Here is an 18,645-nt window from a genome sequence, read left to right on the forward strand (position 1 = left end):
CGGCTGGCGTCAAGCACGTGCACAACGGGCTCGCTATAGTGGGGAGCAATCTTCACCGCCGTGTGGGTCTTGCTGGTCGTGGCGCCGCCGATCAAGAGCGGGATGGTCATGCCGCGCCGCTGCATCTCGCCGGCCACATAGGCCATCTCGTCCAGGCTGGGCGTGATCAGGCCCGAGAGCCCCACCATGTCGGCGCCCACCGCTGAGGCCTCGTCCAGGATGCGGTCGGCCGGGACCATGACGCCCAGGTCGATCACCTCGTAGTTGTTGCACTGCAGGACCACGCCCACGATGTTCTTGCCGATGTCGTGGACGTCGCCCTTGACGGTGGCCATCAGGATCTTGCCCGCCGCCTCGCGCGGCTTGCCCTCCTTCTCAGCCTCCATGAACGGCATCAGATAGGCCACGGCCTGCTTCATCACCCGCGCCGACTTGACCACCTGCGGCAGGAACATCTTGCCCGAGCCGAACAGGTCGCCGACCACGTTCATGCCGTCCATCAAGGGGCCTTCGATGACGTGCAGCGGGCGGACGGCCTGGGCGCGGGCTTCTTCCGTATCGGCCTCGATGAATTCGGTGACGCCGTTGACCAGGGCGTGGGTGATCCGCTGCTGGACACTGCCCTCGCGCCAGGTCAGGTCCGGCCCCTTGGCCTCCGACTTGCCGCCCTTGTACTTGGGCGCCAGCTCCACCAGGCGTTCGGTGTTGGTGAGCACCGGGTCACGCTGCGGCCGGTTCTGGATGACGTCCTCGACGGCGACCTTCAGCTCTTCGGGGATGTCGTCATAGACCGGCAGCTCGCCGGCGTTGACGATGCCCATGTCCATGCCCGCCGCGATCGCGTGGTAGAGGAACACCGAGTGGATCGCGCGCCGCACCGGCTCGTTGCCGCGGAAGCTGAACGAGACGTTCGAGACGCCGCCCGAGATCCGCGCGTGCGGCAGGGTCGCCTTGATCGCCCGGCAGGCCTCGATGAAGTCGACCGCATAGTTGTTGTGCTCGTCGATCCCCGTCGCCACCGCGAAGATGTTCGGGTCGAAGATGATGTCTTCCGCCGGGAACCCGACCTGCTCGGTGAGCAGCCTGTAGGCCCGCGTGCAGATCTCGATCTTGCGCTGCGCGGTGTCGGCCTGCCCTACCTCGTCGAAGGCCATCACCACGACCGCCGCGCCATAGCGCAGGCAGGCCTGGGCCTGTTCGATGAACTTGGCCTCGCCCTCCTTCATGGAGATCGAGTTGACGATCGCCTTGCCCTGCACGCACTTCAGGCCCGCCTCGATCACCTCCCACTTCGACGAGTCGATCATCACCGGCACCCGGGCGATGTCCGGCTCGGCGGCCAAGAGGTTGAGGTAGGTCTTCATCGCCTCGACGGAGTCGAGCAGGCCGGCGTCCATATTGATGTCGATGACCTGCGCGCCGGCCTCGACCTGCTGGCGCGCCACGGAGAGCGCCTCGCCATAGGCGCCGTCCTCGATCAGCTTCCTGAACTTGGCCGAACCGGTGACGTTGGTCCGCTCGCCGACGTTGATGAAAATCTTGGGAGGCATTCGCTCAGATCGTGGTCCGGAGTGCAAAGCCCTCTCCCCCTTGCGGGGAGAGGGTTGGGTGTGGGGGTGTCGGCGAGGCTTTTCGGGGCAGGAACGGCGCGCTCACAGCTTGCGCCCCCACCCCTAGCCCCTCCCCGCGAGGGGGAGGGGAACTTTGTGCGGACTAGGCAAGCTCGAACGGCTCCAGCCCCGCCAGCCGCATGGCCGTCGGCCGCTCCGGGATCGGGCGGGGGCTGAGGCCCCGCACCGCGTCGGCCACGTGCTTGATGTGGTCCGGCGTGGTCCCGCAGCAGCCGCCCAGGATGTTGACGATCCCCTGCTCGGCCCAGTCGTGCAGCATGTGGCCGGTCTCGTCCGGGGTCTCGTCATATTCGCCCATGGCGTTGGGCAGGCCGGCGTTGGGATAGGCCGAGACCAAGGTGTCGGCGATGCGGCTGAGCTCGGCGATGTGCGGGCGCATCAGCTCGGCGCCCAGCGCGCAGTTCAGGCCGACGGCGAACGGCCTGGCGTGGCGCACCGAGTTCCAGAACGCCTCCACCGTCTGGCCGCTGAGCGTGCGGCCCGAGCGGTCGGTGATGGTGCCCGAGATCCAGATCGGCAGGGGCTCATAGCCCTCGTCCTGCAGATCGAGGATCGCCTTGATCGCGGCCTTGCAGTTCAGCGTGTCGGTGATGGTCTCGATCAGGAACAGGTCGACGCCGCCGTCGTGCAGCGCCAGCACCTGCTCGCGGTAGGCTTGGTAGACCTGCTCGAAATTGACCTTCCGCGCGCCGGGGTCGTTCACGTCCGAGCTCATCGACAGCATCACCGGCAAGGGGCCGATGGACCCGGCCACGAAGCGGGGCTTGTACGGCTCCTTGGCCGTCCAGCGGTCGGCGACCTCGCGGGCGATCCGCGCCCCGGCCAGGTTCATGTCGCGCACCGCGGCTTCCTGGGCGTACTCGCCCTGGCCGATCGAGGTGGACGAGAAGGTGTTGGTCTCGCTGATGTCGGCGCCAGCGGCGAAATAGGCGTCGTGCAGCTCGCCCACGATGTCCGGCCGCGTCAGGCACAGGATGTCGTTGTTGCCCTTCAGCTGGCCCTCGTAGTCGGCGAAGCGCTCGCCGCGGTAGTCGGCCTCCGACAGCCCGCGCTTCTGGAACATTACGCCCCAGGACCCGTCGAGGATCAGCACGCGCTCCTTCGATGCGGCCTTCAGCGCCGCGATCCGTTCCGCCCGGCTCATGCCGCGGCCTCCTTCGGTGTTTCCGGCTCCCGCACGCCCAGCACGCGGCAGATCGCATAGGTAAGGTCCGCGCGGTTCAAGGTGTAGAAGTGGAAGTCGGAAAAGCCCTCTTCCGCCAGCCGCGCGCACATCTCGGTCGCCACCGAGCAGGCCAGCAGACGGCGCGTCTCCGGATCCTTGTCCAGCCCGTCGAACAGGTTGCCGAGCCAGGCCGGCAGCTGGATGCCGATCGGCCCGGCCATCTTCTTGAGGCCCTTGAAGTTGGTCACCGGCATGATGCCGGGCGAAATGGGGATCGTCACGCCGGCCTTCCGGACCCGATCCATAAACCGCAGGAACCCCTCGAGGTCGAAGAAGAACTGGGTGATCGCGCGCGTGGCGCCGGCGTCGACCTTGGCCTTCAGGACGTCGATGTCGTGGTCGATGGACGGGCTCTCCGGATGGACGTGCGGATAGAGCCCGACGCTGACCTCGAAGTCGCCGATCGCGCGGATGCCGGAGGTCAGCTCGGTGGCGTTGGCATAGCCGTCGGCGCGCGGCGCATAGGCGCCGCCGATCTGGCCCGGCGGGTCGCCGCGCAGGGCCACGATGTGACGGATGCCGGCGTCCCAGTAGTCACGGATCACCTCGTCGACCTCGCCGCGGCTGGCCTCGACGCAGGTCAGATGCGCGGCGGGCTTCAGCGTCGTTTCCTTCAGCATCCGCAGCACCGTGCGGTGCGTGCGGTCGCGGGTCGAGCCACCCGCGCCGTAGGTGACGGAGACGAAGGTCGGGTCCAGCGGCTCCAGCCGGCGGATCGCCTCCCACAGGGTCTCCTCCGCCTCCGGGGTCTTGGGCGGCGAGAACTCGAAGGACACGCGGGGCCTGGCCGCCGCGCCGATGCCGGCGCGGGCGATCGGCCCGAGGACGCTGTCGGCGGGTGTCATGCGGCTTTCCTTTGCCGTTCCTGGGCGCGCTCGGCGGTCCAGATCATGACGGTCAATCCGTTCTTGTCGGTCGGCGGCAAGGCCCTGACGCGCACCTTGGAAAGCCCCGCCTCGCCCAGCCAGCGCGCCATCTCCGGCTCCGCGAAGCCCAGGCGGCGATGCTGGTGCTGCTCGCGCAGAAACTCGAGCCGATGCGGCGCGAAATCGGCGATGATCAGCTTGCCGCCCGGCGCCACGATCCGCGCCGCCTCGCGCACCGCCGCGGCCGGATCGGCCAGGTAGTGCAGCACCTGATGGACCACCACCAGGTCGGCGCTCTCGTCCGGCAGGCGGGTGGCGAAGATGTCGCCGTGGCGGAGTTCGCAGCCGTGCAGGCCGGCCTCGGTCACCCGGTTGCGCGCAAGGTTCAGCATCTGCTGCGACAGGTCGAGGCCTAGCGCCGCGTCGGCGTGCGGCGCCAGCAGGGTCAGCATCCGGCCGGTGCCGCTGCCCAGGTCCACCAGACGCCGGAACGGGCCGGGCCCCGCGGCGGCCAGGATCGCGGCCTCGACATCGGCGTCGGAGACATAGAGCGAGCGGATCTCGTCCCAGCGGGCGGCATTGCGGGCGAAATACTCCCCCGCGTCCGTGGCTCGCTCCGCCCAGACCGCCGACAGCCGCTCGGCGTCGCGCTGCAGGACCGGGTCGGCGGGGTCGATCGCGCCCAGCACCTGGGCCACCAGCTCGCTCGCAGCCCCATCGCCAGTCAGGCGGTAAAACACCCAGGCGCCGTCGGGAAACCGCTCCACGAGCCCCGCCTCGGCCAGCAGCTTCAAGTGCCGCGACACCCGCGGCTGGCTCTGGTCGAGCACCCGGCAGATTTCCAGCACCGCCAGTTCCTCGCGGGCCAAAAGTGCTAGGATGCGCAGACGCGAGGGCTCGCCCGCGGCGCGCAGCACATCGACAGCCTGGCTCGACGACAAGATCATAGAGCGCATAAAGATATCTTTATGTCTTTATGTCAAGTTAAGAGCCGCTACTCGGGGGGTTGCCAAAGCTCGATCTTCACGCCCGCCGGATCCATCAGCCAACCGAATTTGCCATAGGTCTCGTCGTTCATCGGCTCACCCACCAGTTCAGCGCCCTCCGCCTTCGCCTTGGCCAGAACGCCGTCCAGATCGTCGACGATGAAGTTCACCATGAAGGGCGCGGCCGAGGGTGCGAAATGGTCGCTGTCGGCGGCGAACGCGGTCCAGTTGATGTTGCCCCGCGTCGGATGCTCAAAGACCACGCCGCCCCATTTCGACACGTCGAAACCCAGCACCCTGGCGTACCAGTCCTGCAAGGCCTTCGGATCCGCCGTCTTGAAGAACACCCCGCCGATCCCGAGCACCTTGGCCATGTCTTCGCTCCGTCCTTCTCTAGCCGGCGACCGGCGCCACAGGGCTGGCCAACTCCTCGCCGCGGAGGAAACGATGCACGTTGTCGATCGCCTGCGCCACCATCAGCGGCACCGCCTCGTTGCTGGAGCCGGCCGTGTGGGTGGTCAGCACCGCGTTGGGCACATCGGCCCAGCGCTCGGCCGGTGTCGGCTCCTGGACGAAGACGTCGAGCGCCGCGCGCCACAGCCGGCCGTCCTTCAGCGCCGCGATCAGCGCGTCCTCGTCGATGAGCTGTCCGCGGCCGACGTTGACGATCATGCCTTGCGACCCGACCGCCTCGATCACCTCGCGGGAGACCATGCCGCGATTGCCCGCCTCGGCGCGGGCGCAGATCACCAGGATGTCGCTGTCCCGCGCCAGCGCCAGCAGGCTCTCCGCTCGCGGCCAGGGTGCAGCCGGCTTCTCGCGAGGGGCCCACCACTGGACCTTGAGCCGCAGCGCCTCGGCGCGCCGGGCGACAGCGGCGCCGATGTGTCCCAGACCCACGACGCCCAGGGTGCGGCCGCCCAGGCTGGGCTGCGAGCCGATCCGTTCTTCCTGTTTCCAGCGCCCTTCCCGAACGATCCGGTCGAGGGCCGGGATGTTGCGCCAGGCCGCCAGCAGCAGGCCGATGGCGTGGTCGGCGACGTCCTCGGCGTTGAGGCCCCGCGCGTGAGTGACCTCAATGCCATTGGCCCGGCACCAGCCCACGTCGATGCCGTCATAGCCGACGCTGACGCAGGCGATCAGACCCAGCGCCGGCAAGCTGGCCAGGAGCTCTTGCGTCAACACGACCTCGCCCGCGTGGACGATCGCCCGTACCTGCGGCCGCTGGTCTTCGGTGAGTTCCCAGGCGCGCGCGGTCGCCAGGCCGCCCTTCCGGAACGCCGGCTCCAGCACCGTCAGGAAAGGCGCCACGATCAGGGCCAGGGGTTCGGACATGCGGACAGGCTCCTTCGGCGTTGATCCCATGGGCCGCTTGTAGCGCGATACGGAGTGCGGGCTAGGGTGGTGCGGCCTTGAACCAGATGACGTGGTCGTCCGCCGTCGTGATCGGCTCGCCGGCGGCGGTCAGCTCGACGCCGTGCAGGACATGCTCGCCGTCGACGTCCAGGTGGCCCAGGATCTTGCCGGTCCGCGCATCCAGCTTGACGAGCCAGCCCGGCGCGCCGGTGGGCAGGTTCAGGGGCGCCATCGCGGCCCACAGCGCATCGCCAGCCAGCTTGATCGAATAGGTTCGCCCAAGCCCGTCGATCTCGCCCAGGAACTTGCCGTCGAGGTTGAACTTCTCGATCCGTCCATTCTCGCGGTCGGCCACATAGACCGTGCCGTCGGCGCCGATCTGGATCGCGTGCGGCAGGTGGAACTGGCCCGGACCCATGCCGTGCTCGCCCCATTGCCGCAGCCGCTTGCCGGCGGCGCTGTACTCCAGCACCCGGGCGTTGCCGTAGCCGTCGGTGATGAACAGGCGCCCGTTAGGACCGAAGGCGATATCGCTCGTCCCGTTGAACGGCCCCCTGGTCTGCGGCTGCTCTCCCACCTCGATGGTCATCAGCTTTTCGCCGCGCGGCGAATATTTGATCACCCGCGAGGCGGCGGCGTCGACAGTCCAGACATTGCCCGCCGGGTCGATGCGGATCGCGTGCGGGATCGTGTAGCCACCTTTGCCCCACGAGCGCAGGAGCCTCCCCTGGCGGTCGAGCACCAGGATCGGATCCGCCTTCTCCCCGCGCTGCAGCTCGTAGAGGTTCCCGGCCTTGTCGAAGGCGAGCCAGGAGACCATGCCGGACGCCCAGCCGGCGCTCGGCGGCTTGGCCGCGAACACCGTGGCGACGAAGGGCAACTTCGGCGAGGCGTCGATCCGCGCGCGGAGGTCGGCCGCGGCGCGATCCTGCGCAGCTGTGGAGGACGGCGGCTGCGCAAGGGCCGCGCCGCCGGCAAGACTGAGCAACAGGGCGACACAGCCCGCGATGGCTGGCGTGGCGCGTCGATGCTGGCGCATGAGCAAAATCCCCCGGACCACCGAGGCTGCGCGGACCTGCATGCGGCTGTCAATCGCGTGCGCTAGGGGCCCCTTTCACCGTTGTGCAGGGCCGGGAAGATGTGAGCTGGCTGATGGCCGGCGTCGACCAGCGAAACCTTGGACGACCCTCGCAGGTTGGTACGGCGCCGTTTGAACGGCGTTTCGTCATGAGGAGGTTCCCATGAAGATCATCCTGCTAGCCGCCGGCGCCGCCGCCGTAGCGCTTTCGTCGGGCCTGGCCTTCGCCCAGACTGCTGCGCCACCGAAGCAGCCGATCCCCTATTCGCAGCTCAACGCCTACCTGAAGGCGTCGCCGAAGATGCGCGCGTCGAAGGATTGGTGGGCCGGCCAGTCCGACGCCAGCGCCGCGACCGGCGCGGGGGCCAACACCTCGGCCACCACCACGGCCGGCTCCGATGTCCGCTCGACGCCTGACGCGACGTCCAGCGCCCCGAGTTCCTCGACCACGGTCAATCCGCCGTCGCTGCCCTCGACGCCGCCGGTCGACACGCCCACGCCCGGCGCGGTCAACCCGTCGCCGACTGCCACGCCCGGCGCCCCGCCTTCGGCTGAGCCGCCGAAATAGGATCTTCCGCCGGCCTACCGCGTGAATTTCTGGAACTTGATGCGGTGAGGGATCAGGCTGTCGGCGCCCAGACGGCGCTTCTTGTCCTCTTCGTAGGCTTCGAAATTGCCTTCGAACCAGTCGACCTGGCTGTCGCCTTCGAAGGCCAGGATGTGGGTGGCCAGGCGGTCCAGGAAGAAGCGGTCGTGGCTGATGACCACGGCGCAGCCGGGGAAATCCTCCAGCGCGCTTTCCAGAGCGCCCAGGGTTTCCACGTCCAGGTCGTTGGTCGGTTCGTCGAGCATCAGCACGTTGCCGCCGGCCGAGAGCGTCTTGGCCAGGTGCACGCGATTGCGCTCGCCGCCTGAGAGCAGGCCGACCTTCTTCTGCTGGTCGGCGCCCTTGAAGTTGAACGAGCCGACATAGGCGCGGCTGGGGATTTCGCGGCCGCCCACCTTCATCACGTCCAGCCCGCCGGAGATCTCCTCCCAGACGTTCTTGTTGGGGTTCAGGCTGTCGCGGTTCTGGTCGACGTAGGCGAGCTTGACCGTCTCACCCAGCCGGATGGAGCCCTCGTCGGGCGTTTCCTGGCCGGTGATGATCTTGAACAGCGTCGACTTGCCGGCCCCGTTCGGGCCGATCACGCCCACGATGCCGCCCGGCGGCAGCTTGAAGGTCAGGTCCTTGAACAGGAGTTTGTCGCCATAGGCCTTCTCGACGCCGTTCACCTCGATGACCATCTGGCCCAGGCGCGGGCCGGGCGGAATCTGGATCTGGGCGAAGGTCTGCTTGGCGTTCTCGGCCTCGTTCTGCAGGTCGTGGAACGCGGCCAGGCGCGCCTTGGACTTGGTCCGCCGCGCGCTGGGCGAGGAGCGCACCCAGGCCAGCTCCCGGTCGATCGCCCGCTTCTTGCCGGCCTCTTCGCGCTCTTCCTGGGCGATCCGCTTGGTCTTCTGCTCCAGCCATGCGGAGTAGTTGCCCTCGTAGGGAAGGCCCTTCCCGCGGTCGAGCTCCAGGGTCCACTTGGTCACCTGATCCAGGAAGTAGCGGCCGTGGGTCACCAGGATGACGCAGCCCGGGAAGTCCTCCAGGTGGTGCTGCAGCCAGGCCACGCTCTCGGCGTCCAGGTGGTTGGTCGGCTCGTCCAGCAGCATCATGTCGGGCTTGGAAAGCAGCAGCCGGGCCAAGGCCACGCGGCGGCGCTCACCGCCGCTGAGCTTGTCCACCGGCCAGTCGTTGGGCGGGCAGCGCAGGGCGCCCATGGCCATCTCGATGCGGCTGTCGATGTCCCAGAGGTCGCCGGCGTCCAGCTTTTCCTGGAGCGCGGTCATCTCCTCCATCAGCTCGTCGGTATATTCCTCGCCCAGCTTGGCGGCGATGGCGTTGTACGCGTCGAAGAGCTTCTTCTCCTCGCACCAGGCGACGACATTGCCCCACACGTCCAGCGCGTCGTCGAGCTGCGGCTCCTGCTCCAGATAGCCGCGCTTGACGCCTTCGGCGGCGAAGGCCTCGCCCTGGAAGTCCTTGTCGATGCCGGCCATGATCTTCAGCAGCGTCGACTTGCCGGAGCCGTTCACGCCGACCACCCCGATCTTGGCGTCCGGGTAGAACGACAGCCAGATGTCCGAGAAGGTCTTCTTCGGCGCACCGGGGAAGGCCTTGGTCAGGCCCTGCATCTGGAAAATATATTGCTGCGCCATGGGGCGTCCGCACCGCTCGATTGGAATGACTGGGATTTGAGGCGTGCAGATAGCGGTGCGAGGGCTCGCGCGCAATCTCGCTCGGAACCTCGAGCGCGCCTCCCGCGTACTCATCGCGATGGGCCGCACCGGCCCTCGCGACACGTGGAAGGAGCACTCCCATGCACAAGGATCAGATCAAGGGCGCGGCCAAGGACGCCGCCGGCTCGGTCAAGGAAGGTATCGGCAAGGCCACGGGCAATGACCGTATGGCCGCCGAAGGCGCCGCTGAACGCGTCCAGGGCAAGCTGCAGAAGGGTGTCGGCGGCCTGAAGGACGCCACGCGCCGAGCGCTGAAGAACTAGCTTCCGATCCACTCAGGACCGTCCTCGTTCCAGGGACGGCGCGGAGCCCGCGGCCCCAACGGTACGCTATGCCCGCTATCTGGCGAGGGCCGTCTTCGAGGCCAGGGCCGCGCTGTGCAGCGCGGCCCTTGCTGCGTCCGGTTCAGCCGGTCAGGGCCGCCAGGCCGCCGCCGATGCAACCGCTCGTGCTCGTCGATCGCTTGACGCCGCAGCGCGGCGATGCGGAAAGGCTCAGGGCGCGCCGCCTTGGCGCATCGAACGGCGTCGAAAGGGCCTTCAGCCGCCCGGGGTGCAAGCTTTCGCCGCACCCAAACCTTCGCAACAACATGGGATTTTTATGTGGTACGGCGCGACAAGCTGGCCCTGTCAGCCGTGCAGGACCACGCCTTGAACACCTCCGCCGCCGTCGTCGAACCCACTGAGCAGGACGCGCCTGCTACGCCCAACCTGCGCGGGTTCCTCGGCCTGGCCCTGGGCTCGGCGGGCGTCGTCTACGGCGACATCGGCACCAGCCCGCTCTACGCCTTCAAGGAATCCATCAAGCACATGAGCCACGCCGGCGGCCGCCTGGCGCAGGGAGACGTGATCGGTGTGGTCTCCCTGATGCTCTGGACCTTGATGGTGATCGTGACGCTGAAGTACGTCACCATCCTCATGCGCTTCGACAACCGCGGCGAGGGCGGCACGCTCTCGCTGATGGCCCTGGTCCAGAAGGCCGGCGGCCGCGCGGGCGGAGCCATCCTGATCATCGGCATGATCGGCGCCGGCATGTTCTTCGGCGATGCGATCCTGACGCCTGCGGTTTCCGTGCTCTCCGCGGTTGAAGGGCTTGAAGTGGTTCAGGGCCTGAGCGGCCGGATCGATCCCTTCGTACCGGTGATCGCGCTGGTCCTGCTGATCGGCCTGTTCGCGGTGCAGAAGCGCGGCGCGGGCGGCGTCGGGCGCTGGTTCGGACCGATCTGTGTGGTGTGGTTCGTGACCATCGCCGTGCTGGGCCTCGCCGCCCTGGCCCGCGCGCCCCAGGTGCTGGGCGCGTTGAGCCCGCTGCCGGGCATTTCGGTGCTGATCCACCATCCGAAGGTCGCGCCGGCGGTGCTGGGCAGCGTCTTCCTGACCGTCACCGGCGCCGAAGCGCTCTACGCCGACATGGGACACTTTGGCCGCAAGCCCATCCAGTGGACCTGGGTGGCGCTGGTCTTCCCCTGCCTGATCGCCAACTACCTGGGCCAGGGCGCCCTGGTGCTGGCCGACCCCGGCGCCATCGACAACCCCTTCTTCCACCTGGCCCCCGACTGGTTCCAGCTGCCGCTGGTGGCCCTGGCCACCGCCGCGACGGTGATCGCCAGCCAGGCGGTGATCTCCGGCGCCTTCTCGATGACCCAGCAGGCGGTGCAGCTGGGCCTCCTGCCGCGCCTCACTCTGAAGGTCACCTCCGAGGCGCACATCGGCCAGATCTACGCGCCGCAGATCAACTGGATCCTGATGCTGGGCGTCGCCGCCCTGGTGCTGGGTTTCCGCTCCTCCGACGCGCTGGCCAACGCCTATGGCGTCTCCGTGGTCGGCGCGATGATCACCTCGTCCGTCCTGGCCGTGGTGGCGATCCATCGGCTGAAGGCGCGGCCCATGTGGCAGGCGGCGATCATCTTCTCGCCGTTCCTGGTGGTGGAAGGCGCCTTCCTGGCGGCAAACCTGGCCAAGGTGATGCACGGCGGCTACGTGCCGCTGCTGATCGCCGCCGCCGTGATCCTGCTGATGTGGACCTGGATGCGTGGCATCCGGCGCGTCCTGAAGGCCGAGCAAAGCGACCTGAAACTGGCCGACGTCCTGCCGATGCTGACTCAACGCCCGCCGCTGCAGGCCCGCGGCGCGGCGGTGTTCCTGACCTCCGACCCCGACGCCGTGCCCGCCGCGCTGATGCACAACCTCAAGCACAACCAGGTGTTGCACGAGCAGGTGGTGCTGCTGACTGTGAAGGTCGCGCCCCGGCCGCGGGTGCCCGATTCCGAGCGCGTGGAGGTCCGCGACCTGGCGCCTGGCTTCAAGGCCATGACCCTCTCCTTCGGCTTCATGGAGACGCCGAACGTGGCCAAGGGCATGACGCTGGCCCGCGCCAAGGGACTGAAGTTCGACATCATGCGCACCTCGTTCTTCCTGAGCCGCCGCACCCTCCTGCCGCGCCGTGCCGTAGGGCTGGGCCACATCCTCGACGTGCTGTTCGTCTTCCTGACGCGCAACGCCGTGCGCACTGCCGACTTCTTCCAGATTCCGCCCTCGCGCGTGGTGGAGCTGGGCGCCCAGGTGGCGTTCTAACGCAACCCGCGCGGCTGGCGTTTTTGTCTGCGGTCGGTTCCAATGGCGGCTGAATCGGGGGCGCTCATGCTGAGACAAATCACCTTCGCCATGGCGTTGTCCGCCCTGGCTGCGGCCGGCCTGTCGACGCCGGCGTGGGCCCAGACGCCGCCGCTCAGCCCCTTCGCCACCGCAACGGAGCAGGAGGCGGCGATGGCCGCCGGGACCCTGACCTCCGAAGCCCTGGTGACGCGTTACCTCGCGCGCATCGCCGAGCTCGACAAGACGGGCCCCAGGCTGAACGCCGTCATCGCGCTCAACCCCCATGCGCTGGCCGACGCCCGCAAGCTCGACGCCGAGCGCAAGGCCGGCCACGTCCGCGGTCCCCTGCACGGCATCCCGGTCCTGCTGAAGGACAACATCGAGTCCGCCGACGGCACGGCGACCACGGCCGGCTCGCTCGCGCTGAAGGACAACATCACCAACCGCGACGCGCCCCTGGTGAAGCGGCTGACCGACGCCGGCGCGGTGATCCTGGGCAAGGCCAACCTGTCGGAGTGGGCCAACTTTCGCTCCACCCACTCGATCAGCGGCTGGACCGGCGTCGGCGGCCTGGTGCGCAATCCCTATTCGCTGGACCGCACCGCCTGCGGCTCCAGCGCCGGCTCCGGCGCGGCGGTGTCGGCGGGGCTCGTCACCCTGGCGGTCGGCACCGAGACCGACGGCTCGGTCACCTGCCCGGCGGCCGCCAACGGCGTTGTAGGCCTCAAGCCCACCGTGGGCCTGATCTCGCGCACCTTCGTGGTTCCGATCTCCGCCGAGCAGGACACGCCTGGGCCGATGACGCGTTCGGTGAGCGACGCCGCCGCCATGCTGAACGCCATGGCCGGCTCCGACCCCGCCGACGCCTTCACCAAGGACGCCGACGCGCACAAGAGCGACTACCTGGCCGGCCTGAAGCCGGGCGCCCTGCAGGGCGCGCGCATCGGCGTGCTGCGGATGACCGTCGGCCGCTCGCCGCAGACCGACGCGGTCTACGAGGACGCCCTGGCGGCTCTGCGCAAGGCCGGCGCCGTGCTGGTGGAGGTCAAAGGTCCGGACGACGCGGCCCTCGGCGCCATCTCGGGTAACGAGACCGAGGCGCTGCGCGTAGAGTTCAAGGCCGCGCTGAACGCCTATCTGGCCACAACGTCGCCCAAGGTGACGGCGCGGACCATCGATGCGCTCATCGATTTCGACAATAAGGAGCCGCGGGAGACGCCGCTGTTCGGCCAGGAGATTTTCGAGGCGGCGTCCAAATCGCCCCCGATCACCGATCAGGACTACATCGCCCGCCGCGCCACCGCCCGGAAGCTGGCGCGCGCGGCGCTGGACAAGATGATGCAGGACAACAGTGTCGAGGTCCTGGTGGGCCCGTCGACCGGCCCGGCCACCATGGTCGATCCCATCGACGGCAGCCGCAGCCTGGGGTCCTATTCCACCCTGCCCGCGGTCTCCGGCTATCCGCACCTCACCGTGCCGATGGGCAATGTTTCCGGCCTGCCGGTGAACCTGTCGCTGATCGGCCCGGCGTGGTCGGAGGCGCGGCTGCTGGCGCTCGGCTACGCCTTCGAACAGGCCACCCATGCGCGGATCGATCCCCTGTTCCTGCCCAACATTGGCGCTCGCCCGGAATTCGCCAAGGCGTACGATCCGCGCTGAAGCCCTTGTCGAGTCGGGCTTTCGCCCCAATTTGAGCGTCAAGCTTCAGTGGTAATCAAAAGGTGCGGGTCTCCTGTCCAGGCTTTGGAAAAAATCGTCTGGACGCGGTAGAACCCCCAAACGCCAGCGGGATCGAAAAGCTGGGCTGTTTGTTGCGTCTTCGGTGAAGCTTGCGCCGGGGTTCGAGGATAGAAGGGTCGACGGGGTGTTCCACGTCTCTGGGGGAAAGCCGGACGCGCTCGCAATCCGCGAGCTGTCCGACACGAATGGCTCGTCGGCGACGCCGAGCTTCCACCTGATCGACACCACCATGATGTACGCCCCACGGTCGGGCGGGGTGAAGCGCTACCTCACCGCCAAGCGCACCTGGCTGGAAAAGCGCCGGCCGGACATCCGCCACACCCTTGTGGTGCCGGGCAAGGCGACGCGGCTGCAGGCCTCCGGCCTCTACACGGTCTCGGCCACCAAGCTGCCGTTCGGCGACGGCTACCGGATGCCGGCCAGCCCGAACAAGTGGGCGGCGGTCCTGGGGATGCTGCAGCCGGACATCATCGAGGCCGGCGACGTGCTGGTGCCGGGCCACGCGGCCCTGATCGCGGGCCAGACCCTGGGCGTTCCGGTGGTCGCCGCCTGCCATACCGACGCCCCGACGCTGGCCGCCCTGCACCTGGGCGAATGGGCCGAGCAACCGACCTTCAACCTCTGGGCCCAGGCCTATCGGCGCTTCGACCATGTGATCGCGCCCAGCCGCCACTCCGCCAGCCGCCTGGCCGAGGCGGGCGTGAAGGACGTCAGCGTCCATCCGCTGGGCGTCGATCTGGAGCTCTTCCACCCCAGCCGCGGCGACCGCGCCGCCTTGCTGAAGCGCCTGGACTTCCCCTCGAACGCCCGCCTGCTGGTCTTCGCCGGCCGCCCGGCGCGGGAGAAGAACATCGATTCCATGGTCGCGGCGGTGGAGATGCTGGGCGATCCCTACCGCCTGGTGCTGATCGGCGCGGGCAAGGATTCCCGCTATCCCTCCAGCGTCGCCTGCATCGACTTCGAGGGCGAGCCGGAGAAGCTGGCCGGGGTCATCGCCTCCTGCGACGCCTTCATCCACGCCAATGAGAACGAGGTCTTCGGCCTGGTGGTGATCGAGGCCATGGCCGCCGGTCTGCCGGTCATCGGCCCGGACAAGGGCGGGGTCGGCGAGTTGCTCGACGAGAGCATCGGCCAACTGGCCGCCGGCGTCGATCCGGCCAGCCTCGCCGCCGCGACCGAGGCCCTGTTCGCCCGCGACCTGCCGGCGCTGAAGCTCGCGGCGCGCCATCGCGCCGAAACCCGCCACAGCTGGGACCACACCTTCGAGGGCCTGACCCGGCTCTACGCGCGCCTGCTGACGCTCAGCGCCCGCCGCGCGCCGATGCGGATGAGCGCCTAGAGCATTCGACATCTAAGTTGATGCATATCCGTCGTGGCGGAAATAGTTGGCGCATTCCTGCGGGGTGAAGGCGTCGAGCACGTGGCCGATGCGATCCCAGAGGCCGCCCACGGTGCGCTCGGCGGCCTTGCGCAGGAGCCCCTTGAGCTTTGAGAAGGCCAGCTCGATTGGATTGAGGTCTGGCGAGTAGGGCGGCAGGAGCATGAGCTTAGCGCCCCGGTCCTCGATCAGCTTCCTAACCGCGTCGCCCTTGTGGGCCGGCAGGTTGTCCATGACCACGATGTCTCCCGTCCTGAGGGTCGGGCCGAGCACCTTGCCGATATAGACCAGGAAGGCGTCGCGGTTCATGGCGCCGTCCAGCACCCAGGGCGCGGTGATCCCATCCCAGCGCAGTCCGGCTGTGAAGGTGGTGGTCTTCCAGTGCCCGAAGGGCTGGCGGCCGAGTAGCCGCTGGCCCTTGGGCGCACGGCCGTAGGCGCGGACCATCTTGGTGTTCGTCCCGGTCTCGTCGACAAAGACCAGCTTGCGGGGATCAAGGCTCGCCTGGCTGGCCCTCCAGCGCTCGCGCGCTTCGGCCACGTCGGGCCGCGTCTGCTCGCTGGCGTGCAGAGTTTTTTTTATAAGTGATCTTGTGGCGTTTGAAGAACCGCCGAACCGACGTCTCGGTGACCTCGACCCCAAGCTCTTCGCTCAGCCGCCGCACGATCTCGGCCAGGGTCAAGTCGCCTTCGCCCGCGTTCAGCGCCAGCAGCCAGGCCGCGTGCGGCTCTAACGGCGAGCGGCTCTTGCCGCCCCGCGGCCGAGGATCAACGCTCCCCGTCTCGGCCTCCAGCGCAACCCACCGAACCGCCGACGCCGCGCTCACCTTGAACCGCACCGCCGCCTGTCGCCGCGACATCCCCGCCGCAACCTCAGCCACCACACGACTGCGAAGATCCTTCGAACGCGCCGCTCCCATGAGACCCTCCAGAATCACCCGATCCCAGGGACTCACATCCGCAAAAGTCAGGGAATCCCCCGGCTGATCACATTCGATTCATCTCAGCGGTCGAACGCTCTAGGCGAACCGCCGCGCCAGCTGCTCCAGCGACAGCCGCGCACCCTCGTCATTGTCCTCGGCGCGCACGCCCGGCGGCAGGTTCTCGGTGACCACTGTCACGCGCGTGCCGCCCGGCGCCGGCTCGAACGTCCAGGTCATGGTCATTTCGCCATGGAACGCCGGGTCCGGGCTCTCGAAGGTGATCGCCTGAACCATCCGGCCGGGCGGTGACAGCGCCACGAACCGCGCCGTGAGCCGGTCCTCGCGCTCGGTGGTCTTGCCACGGAATTCCCGCTCGTCCGGCGGATAGAACAGCGACATCCGGTAGCCGCCGCCCACGCGGAGGTCGAAGTCGTCGATCACGCCGGTCATCTGCGCCGGCGGCAGCCACTCGACCAGCACCGCCGGGTCCATGAACGCCGCCCAGACCGCCTCGGGCGGCGCGGCGACCAGTTGTGAAACGCCGTCCGCCACCGCTAGCGCCCCGTCGGCATGTCCTTGAAGGCTACGTCCTTGTCGACGCGGATGTCGCCGGGCAGGCCCAGCACCCGCTCGGCGATGATGTTCTTCAGGATCTCGTCGGTGCCGCCGGCGATGCGCAGGCCCGGCGCGAACATCAGCGACCAGTGGAAAGCGGCCTGCAGCGGGGCCAGCTCCGGGTCGTTGAGGATGCCGTACTGGTCCAGCATCTCGATCGCCGTATTGCCCAGGTCCTGCATCTGCAGCGCCGAGACCACCTTGCCGATCGAGCTTTCCGGCCCCGGCGTCTGACCGCGCGACAGCGCGGTCATGGTGCGGTTGCGGGTGTGCTTCAGGCCTTCGGTCGCCACGTACCAGTCGGCCAGCTTCTCGCGGATCGCCTGGTCCTTCAGCACCGGCGCGCCGTCGAGACCGGGAATGGCTCGCGCCACCGCCAGGAATTGCGCCCAGCCCGCGCCCGAGGGTCCGCCCACCGCCAGCCGCTCGTTCATCAGCGTGACCAGGCTGACCTTCCAGCCGTCGTCGACGGCGCCCAGCCGCTGGCTGTCCTTCACCCGCACGTCGGTGAAGAACACCTCGTTGAAGCCCGAGCCGCCGGACATCTGGTGGATCGGCTTCACCTCGATGCCCGGGTCGCGCATGTCGACCCAGAACATGGTCAGGCCCTGATGCTTGGGCGCGTCGGGGTCGGTGCGGCAGACCACGATGCCGAAGTCCGAGAACTGCGCCCCTGTCGTCCACACCTTCTGGCCGGAGATCAGCCAGTCGCCGGAACCGTCACCTGCCCGCAGCGCCTTGGTCCGCGCCGCCGCCACGTCCGAGCCGCCGGAGGGCTCGGAGAACAGCTGGCACCAGATCTCCTCGCCGCGCAGCGCCGGGCCCACGAAGCGGGTCTTGGTGGCGTCATCGGCGAAGGTCATCACCGTCGGCACGCACATGCCCAGGCCGATCTGGAACGGGTTGCCCGGGATCGGATAACCGGCTTCTTCCTGATTGAAGATCACCTGCTGGATCGGCGTCCCTCCGCTCCCGCCCCATTCCTTGGGCCAGGTGATCTGGGCGTAGCCGGCCGCGGCCTTCTTCGCCTGCCAGGCCTTGGAGGCGGCCATCGAGCCGCCGCCCTCCAGGTCGTCGTCGCCGGCCCGGGTCTTGGGCGCGTTCGCCTCCAGCCAGGCTTTGACCTGGGCGCGGTAGGCGGCTTCGTCGGGGCTGTCGTTGAAGTCCATGGGTCCGCTCCCTTAAGCCGCGTTGCGCCGTTCGAGATGGCTGACCAACCGCTCTTTCCAGACCCTGGGCGCCCCAGCGACCAGGCTCAGCTGGCGTGAGCGGCGGTAGTAGAGGTGGCAGTCCATCTCCCAGGTGAAGCCGATGCCGCCGTGGGTCTGGATGTTCTCCTTGGCGGCGAACCAGAAGGCCTCCGAGGCCGCGATCCGCGCCGCGCTGGCCGCCAGCGGCATCTCCGGCGCGTCGGTGTTGAGCGCCCAGGCGCCGTAGTAGGCGTTGGACCGCGCCAGCTCGTTCTTGATGTAGATGTCGGCGAGCTTGTGCTTGATCGCCTGGTAGGAAGCGATCACCCGGCCGAAGGCGTAGCGCTCGAGCGCATAGGCCTTGGCCATCTCCAGGCATCGGTCGGCGCCGCCGCACTGTTCGAAGGCCAGGAGCACGGCCGCGCGGTTCAGCACCTGCTCGGCGATCGACAGACCCTCGCCGGCATCACCCAGCCGCTCGGCCGGCGCGCCGGCGAACGTCAGCCTGGCGGCGCCGCGGGTCGGATCCAGCGTCTCCAAGGCTTCGCGGGTGACCCCGGCGCCGCCGAGCTCGACGAGGAACAGCCCGAGCGGACCGTTCTCGCGCGCCAGCACGACGGCCAGGTCGGCGATGTCGCCGTCGGTCACCGGCAGCTTGGTCCCGGTCAGCCTGCCGCCCTCGACGCGGGCGTTGACCTGCGCCTCGGTGAGCACGCCGGGCCGCTCGACGGTGGCG

At 68.6% G+C, this 18,645-nt stretch carries 17 protein-coding genes; 5 read left to right on the forward strand and 12 right to left on the reverse strand.

The genetic code is table 11. The features are described 5' to 3' along the window. From VHS75_RS15905 to VHS75_RS15935, 7 genes are all read right to left on the reverse strand, one after another. Nucleotides 1-1,550 (reverse strand): dihydropteroate synthase (locus VHS75_RS15905; protein ID WP_329639591.1); only part of this gene is annotated, 1,550 nt, incomplete at its 3' end. 163 nt (nucleotides 1,551-1,713) lie between these two features. Next, complete coding sequence (locus VHS75_RS15910) at nucleotides 1,714-2,775, reverse strand: homocysteine S-methyltransferase family protein (RefSeq protein ID WP_329639592.1); 1,062 nt, start codon at nucleotides 2,773-2,775, stop codon at nucleotides 1,714-1,716. Further along, nucleotides 2,772-3,701: a methylenetetrahydrofolate reductase [NAD(P)H] gene (gene metF, locus VHS75_RS15915; protein WP_329639593.1), complete on the reverse strand. Its 930-nt coding sequence runs from the start codon at nucleotides 3,699-3,701 to the stop codon at nucleotides 2,772-2,774. Before metF ends, VHS75_RS15910 begins: the two co-directional genes overlap by 4 nt. Next, nucleotides 3,698-4,669 carry a metalloregulator ArsR/SmtB family transcription factor gene (locus VHS75_RS15920; protein WP_329639607.1) on the reverse strand — a complete coding sequence of 324 codons (972 nt, stop codon included), beginning with the start codon at nucleotides 4,667-4,669 and terminating at the stop codon, nucleotides 3,698-3,700. The genes metF and VHS75_RS15920 overlap by 4 nt, the downstream gene beginning before the upstream one ends. Nucleotides 4,670-4,716: 47 nt before the next feature. After that, complete coding sequence (locus tag VHS75_RS15925) at nucleotides 4,717-5,082, reverse strand: VOC family protein (protein WP_329639594.1); 366 nt, start codon at nucleotides 5,080-5,082, stop codon at nucleotides 4,717-4,719. 19 nt (nucleotides 5,083-5,101) lie between these two features. Next, nucleotides 5,102-6,043, reverse strand: coding sequence for an NAD(P)-dependent oxidoreductase (locus tag VHS75_RS15930; protein WP_329639595.1), 942 nt, complete (start codon nucleotides 6,041-6,043; stop codon nucleotides 5,102-5,104). 61 nt (nucleotides 6,044-6,104) lie between these two features. Beyond that, nucleotides 6,105-7,103: a peptidyl-alpha-hydroxyglycine alpha-amidating lyase family protein gene (locus VHS75_RS15935; RefSeq protein WP_329639596.1), complete on the reverse strand. Its 999-nt coding sequence runs from the start codon at nucleotides 7,101-7,103 to the stop codon at nucleotides 6,105-6,107. 202 nt (nucleotides 7,104-7,305) lie between these two features. Between VHS75_RS15935 and VHS75_RS15940 the strand changes: the two genes are divergently transcribed. Beyond that, nucleotides 7,306-7,710, forward strand: coding sequence for a hypothetical protein (locus VHS75_RS15940; protein ID WP_329639597.1), 405 nt, complete (start codon nucleotides 7,306-7,308; stop codon nucleotides 7,708-7,710). 14 nt (nucleotides 7,711-7,724) lie between these two features. Here the strand turns inward: VHS75_RS15940 and ettA are convergent, their stop codons facing one another. Continuing rightward, on the reverse strand, nucleotides 7,725-9,389 hold the full coding sequence (ettA, locus tag VHS75_RS15945) for an energy-dependent translational throttle protein EttA (RefSeq protein WP_329639598.1): 1,665 nt from the start codon (nucleotides 9,387-9,389) through the stop codon (nucleotides 7,725-7,727). Nucleotides 9,390-9,550: 161 nt separating this feature from the next. Between ettA and VHS75_RS15950 the strand changes: the two genes are divergently transcribed. The 4 genes from VHS75_RS15950 to VHS75_RS15965 all read left to right on the forward strand — a co-directional run bounded on the left by VHS75_RS15950 (nucleotide 9,551) and on the right by VHS75_RS15965 (nucleotide 15,143). Further along, nucleotides 9,551-9,733, forward strand: coding sequence for a CsbD family protein (locus tag VHS75_RS15950; RefSeq protein ID WP_329639599.1), 183 nt, complete (start codon nucleotides 9,551-9,553; stop codon nucleotides 9,731-9,733). Nucleotides 9,734-10,072: 339 nt separating this feature from the next. Next, nucleotides 10,073-12,043 carry a potassium transporter Kup gene (locus tag VHS75_RS15955; RefSeq protein ID WP_329639600.1) on the forward strand — a complete coding sequence of 657 codons (1,971 nt, stop codon included), beginning with the start codon at nucleotides 10,073-10,075 and terminating at the stop codon, nucleotides 12,041-12,043. Between the two features lie 66 nt (nucleotides 12,044-12,109). Further along, nucleotides 12,110-13,723: an amidase gene (locus tag VHS75_RS15960; protein ID WP_329639601.1), complete on the forward strand. Its 1,614-nt coding sequence runs from the start codon at nucleotides 12,110-12,112 to the stop codon at nucleotides 13,721-13,723. 163 nt (nucleotides 13,724-13,886) lie between these two features. Next, a complete protein-coding gene (locus VHS75_RS15965; RefSeq protein ID WP_329639602.1) occupies nucleotides 13,887-15,143 on the forward strand; it encodes a glycosyltransferase in 1,257 nt (418 codons plus the stop codon). 12 nt (nucleotides 15,144-15,155) lie between these two features. Here the strand turns inward: VHS75_RS15965 and VHS75_RS15970 are convergent. The 4 genes from VHS75_RS15970 to VHS75_RS15985 all read right to left on the reverse strand — a co-directional run. Beyond that, nucleotides 15,156-16,101 (reverse strand): IS630 family transposase gene (locus VHS75_RS15970; protein WP_414694341.1). Its coding sequence is split into 2 segments (ribosomal slippage): nucleotides 15,156-15,750 and nucleotides 15,749-16,101, totalling 948 coding nucleotides; the frame shifts between segments, so codons are not numbered across the junction. 99 nt (nucleotides 16,102-16,200) lie between these two features. Then, a complete protein-coding gene (locus VHS75_RS15975; protein WP_329639604.1) occupies nucleotides 16,201-16,656 on the reverse strand; it encodes an SRPBCC domain-containing protein in 456 nt (151 codons plus the stop codon). Between the two features lie 2 nt (nucleotides 16,657-16,658). Then, on the reverse strand, nucleotides 16,659-17,888 hold the full coding sequence (locus VHS75_RS15980; protein WP_329639605.1) for an acyl-CoA dehydrogenase family protein: 1,230 nt from the start codon (nucleotides 17,886-17,888) through the stop codon (nucleotides 16,659-16,661). Between the two features lie 12 nt (nucleotides 17,889-17,900). Further along, a partial coding sequence (locus VHS75_RS15985) for an acyl-CoA dehydrogenase (RefSeq protein ID WP_329639606.1) occupies nucleotides 17,901-18,645 on the reverse strand: 745 nt, incomplete at its 5' end.

Source organism: Phenylobacterium sp., assembly GCF_036264965.1.
GTDB lineage: Bacteria > Pseudomonadota > Alphaproteobacteria > Caulobacterales > Caulobacteraceae > Phenylobacterium.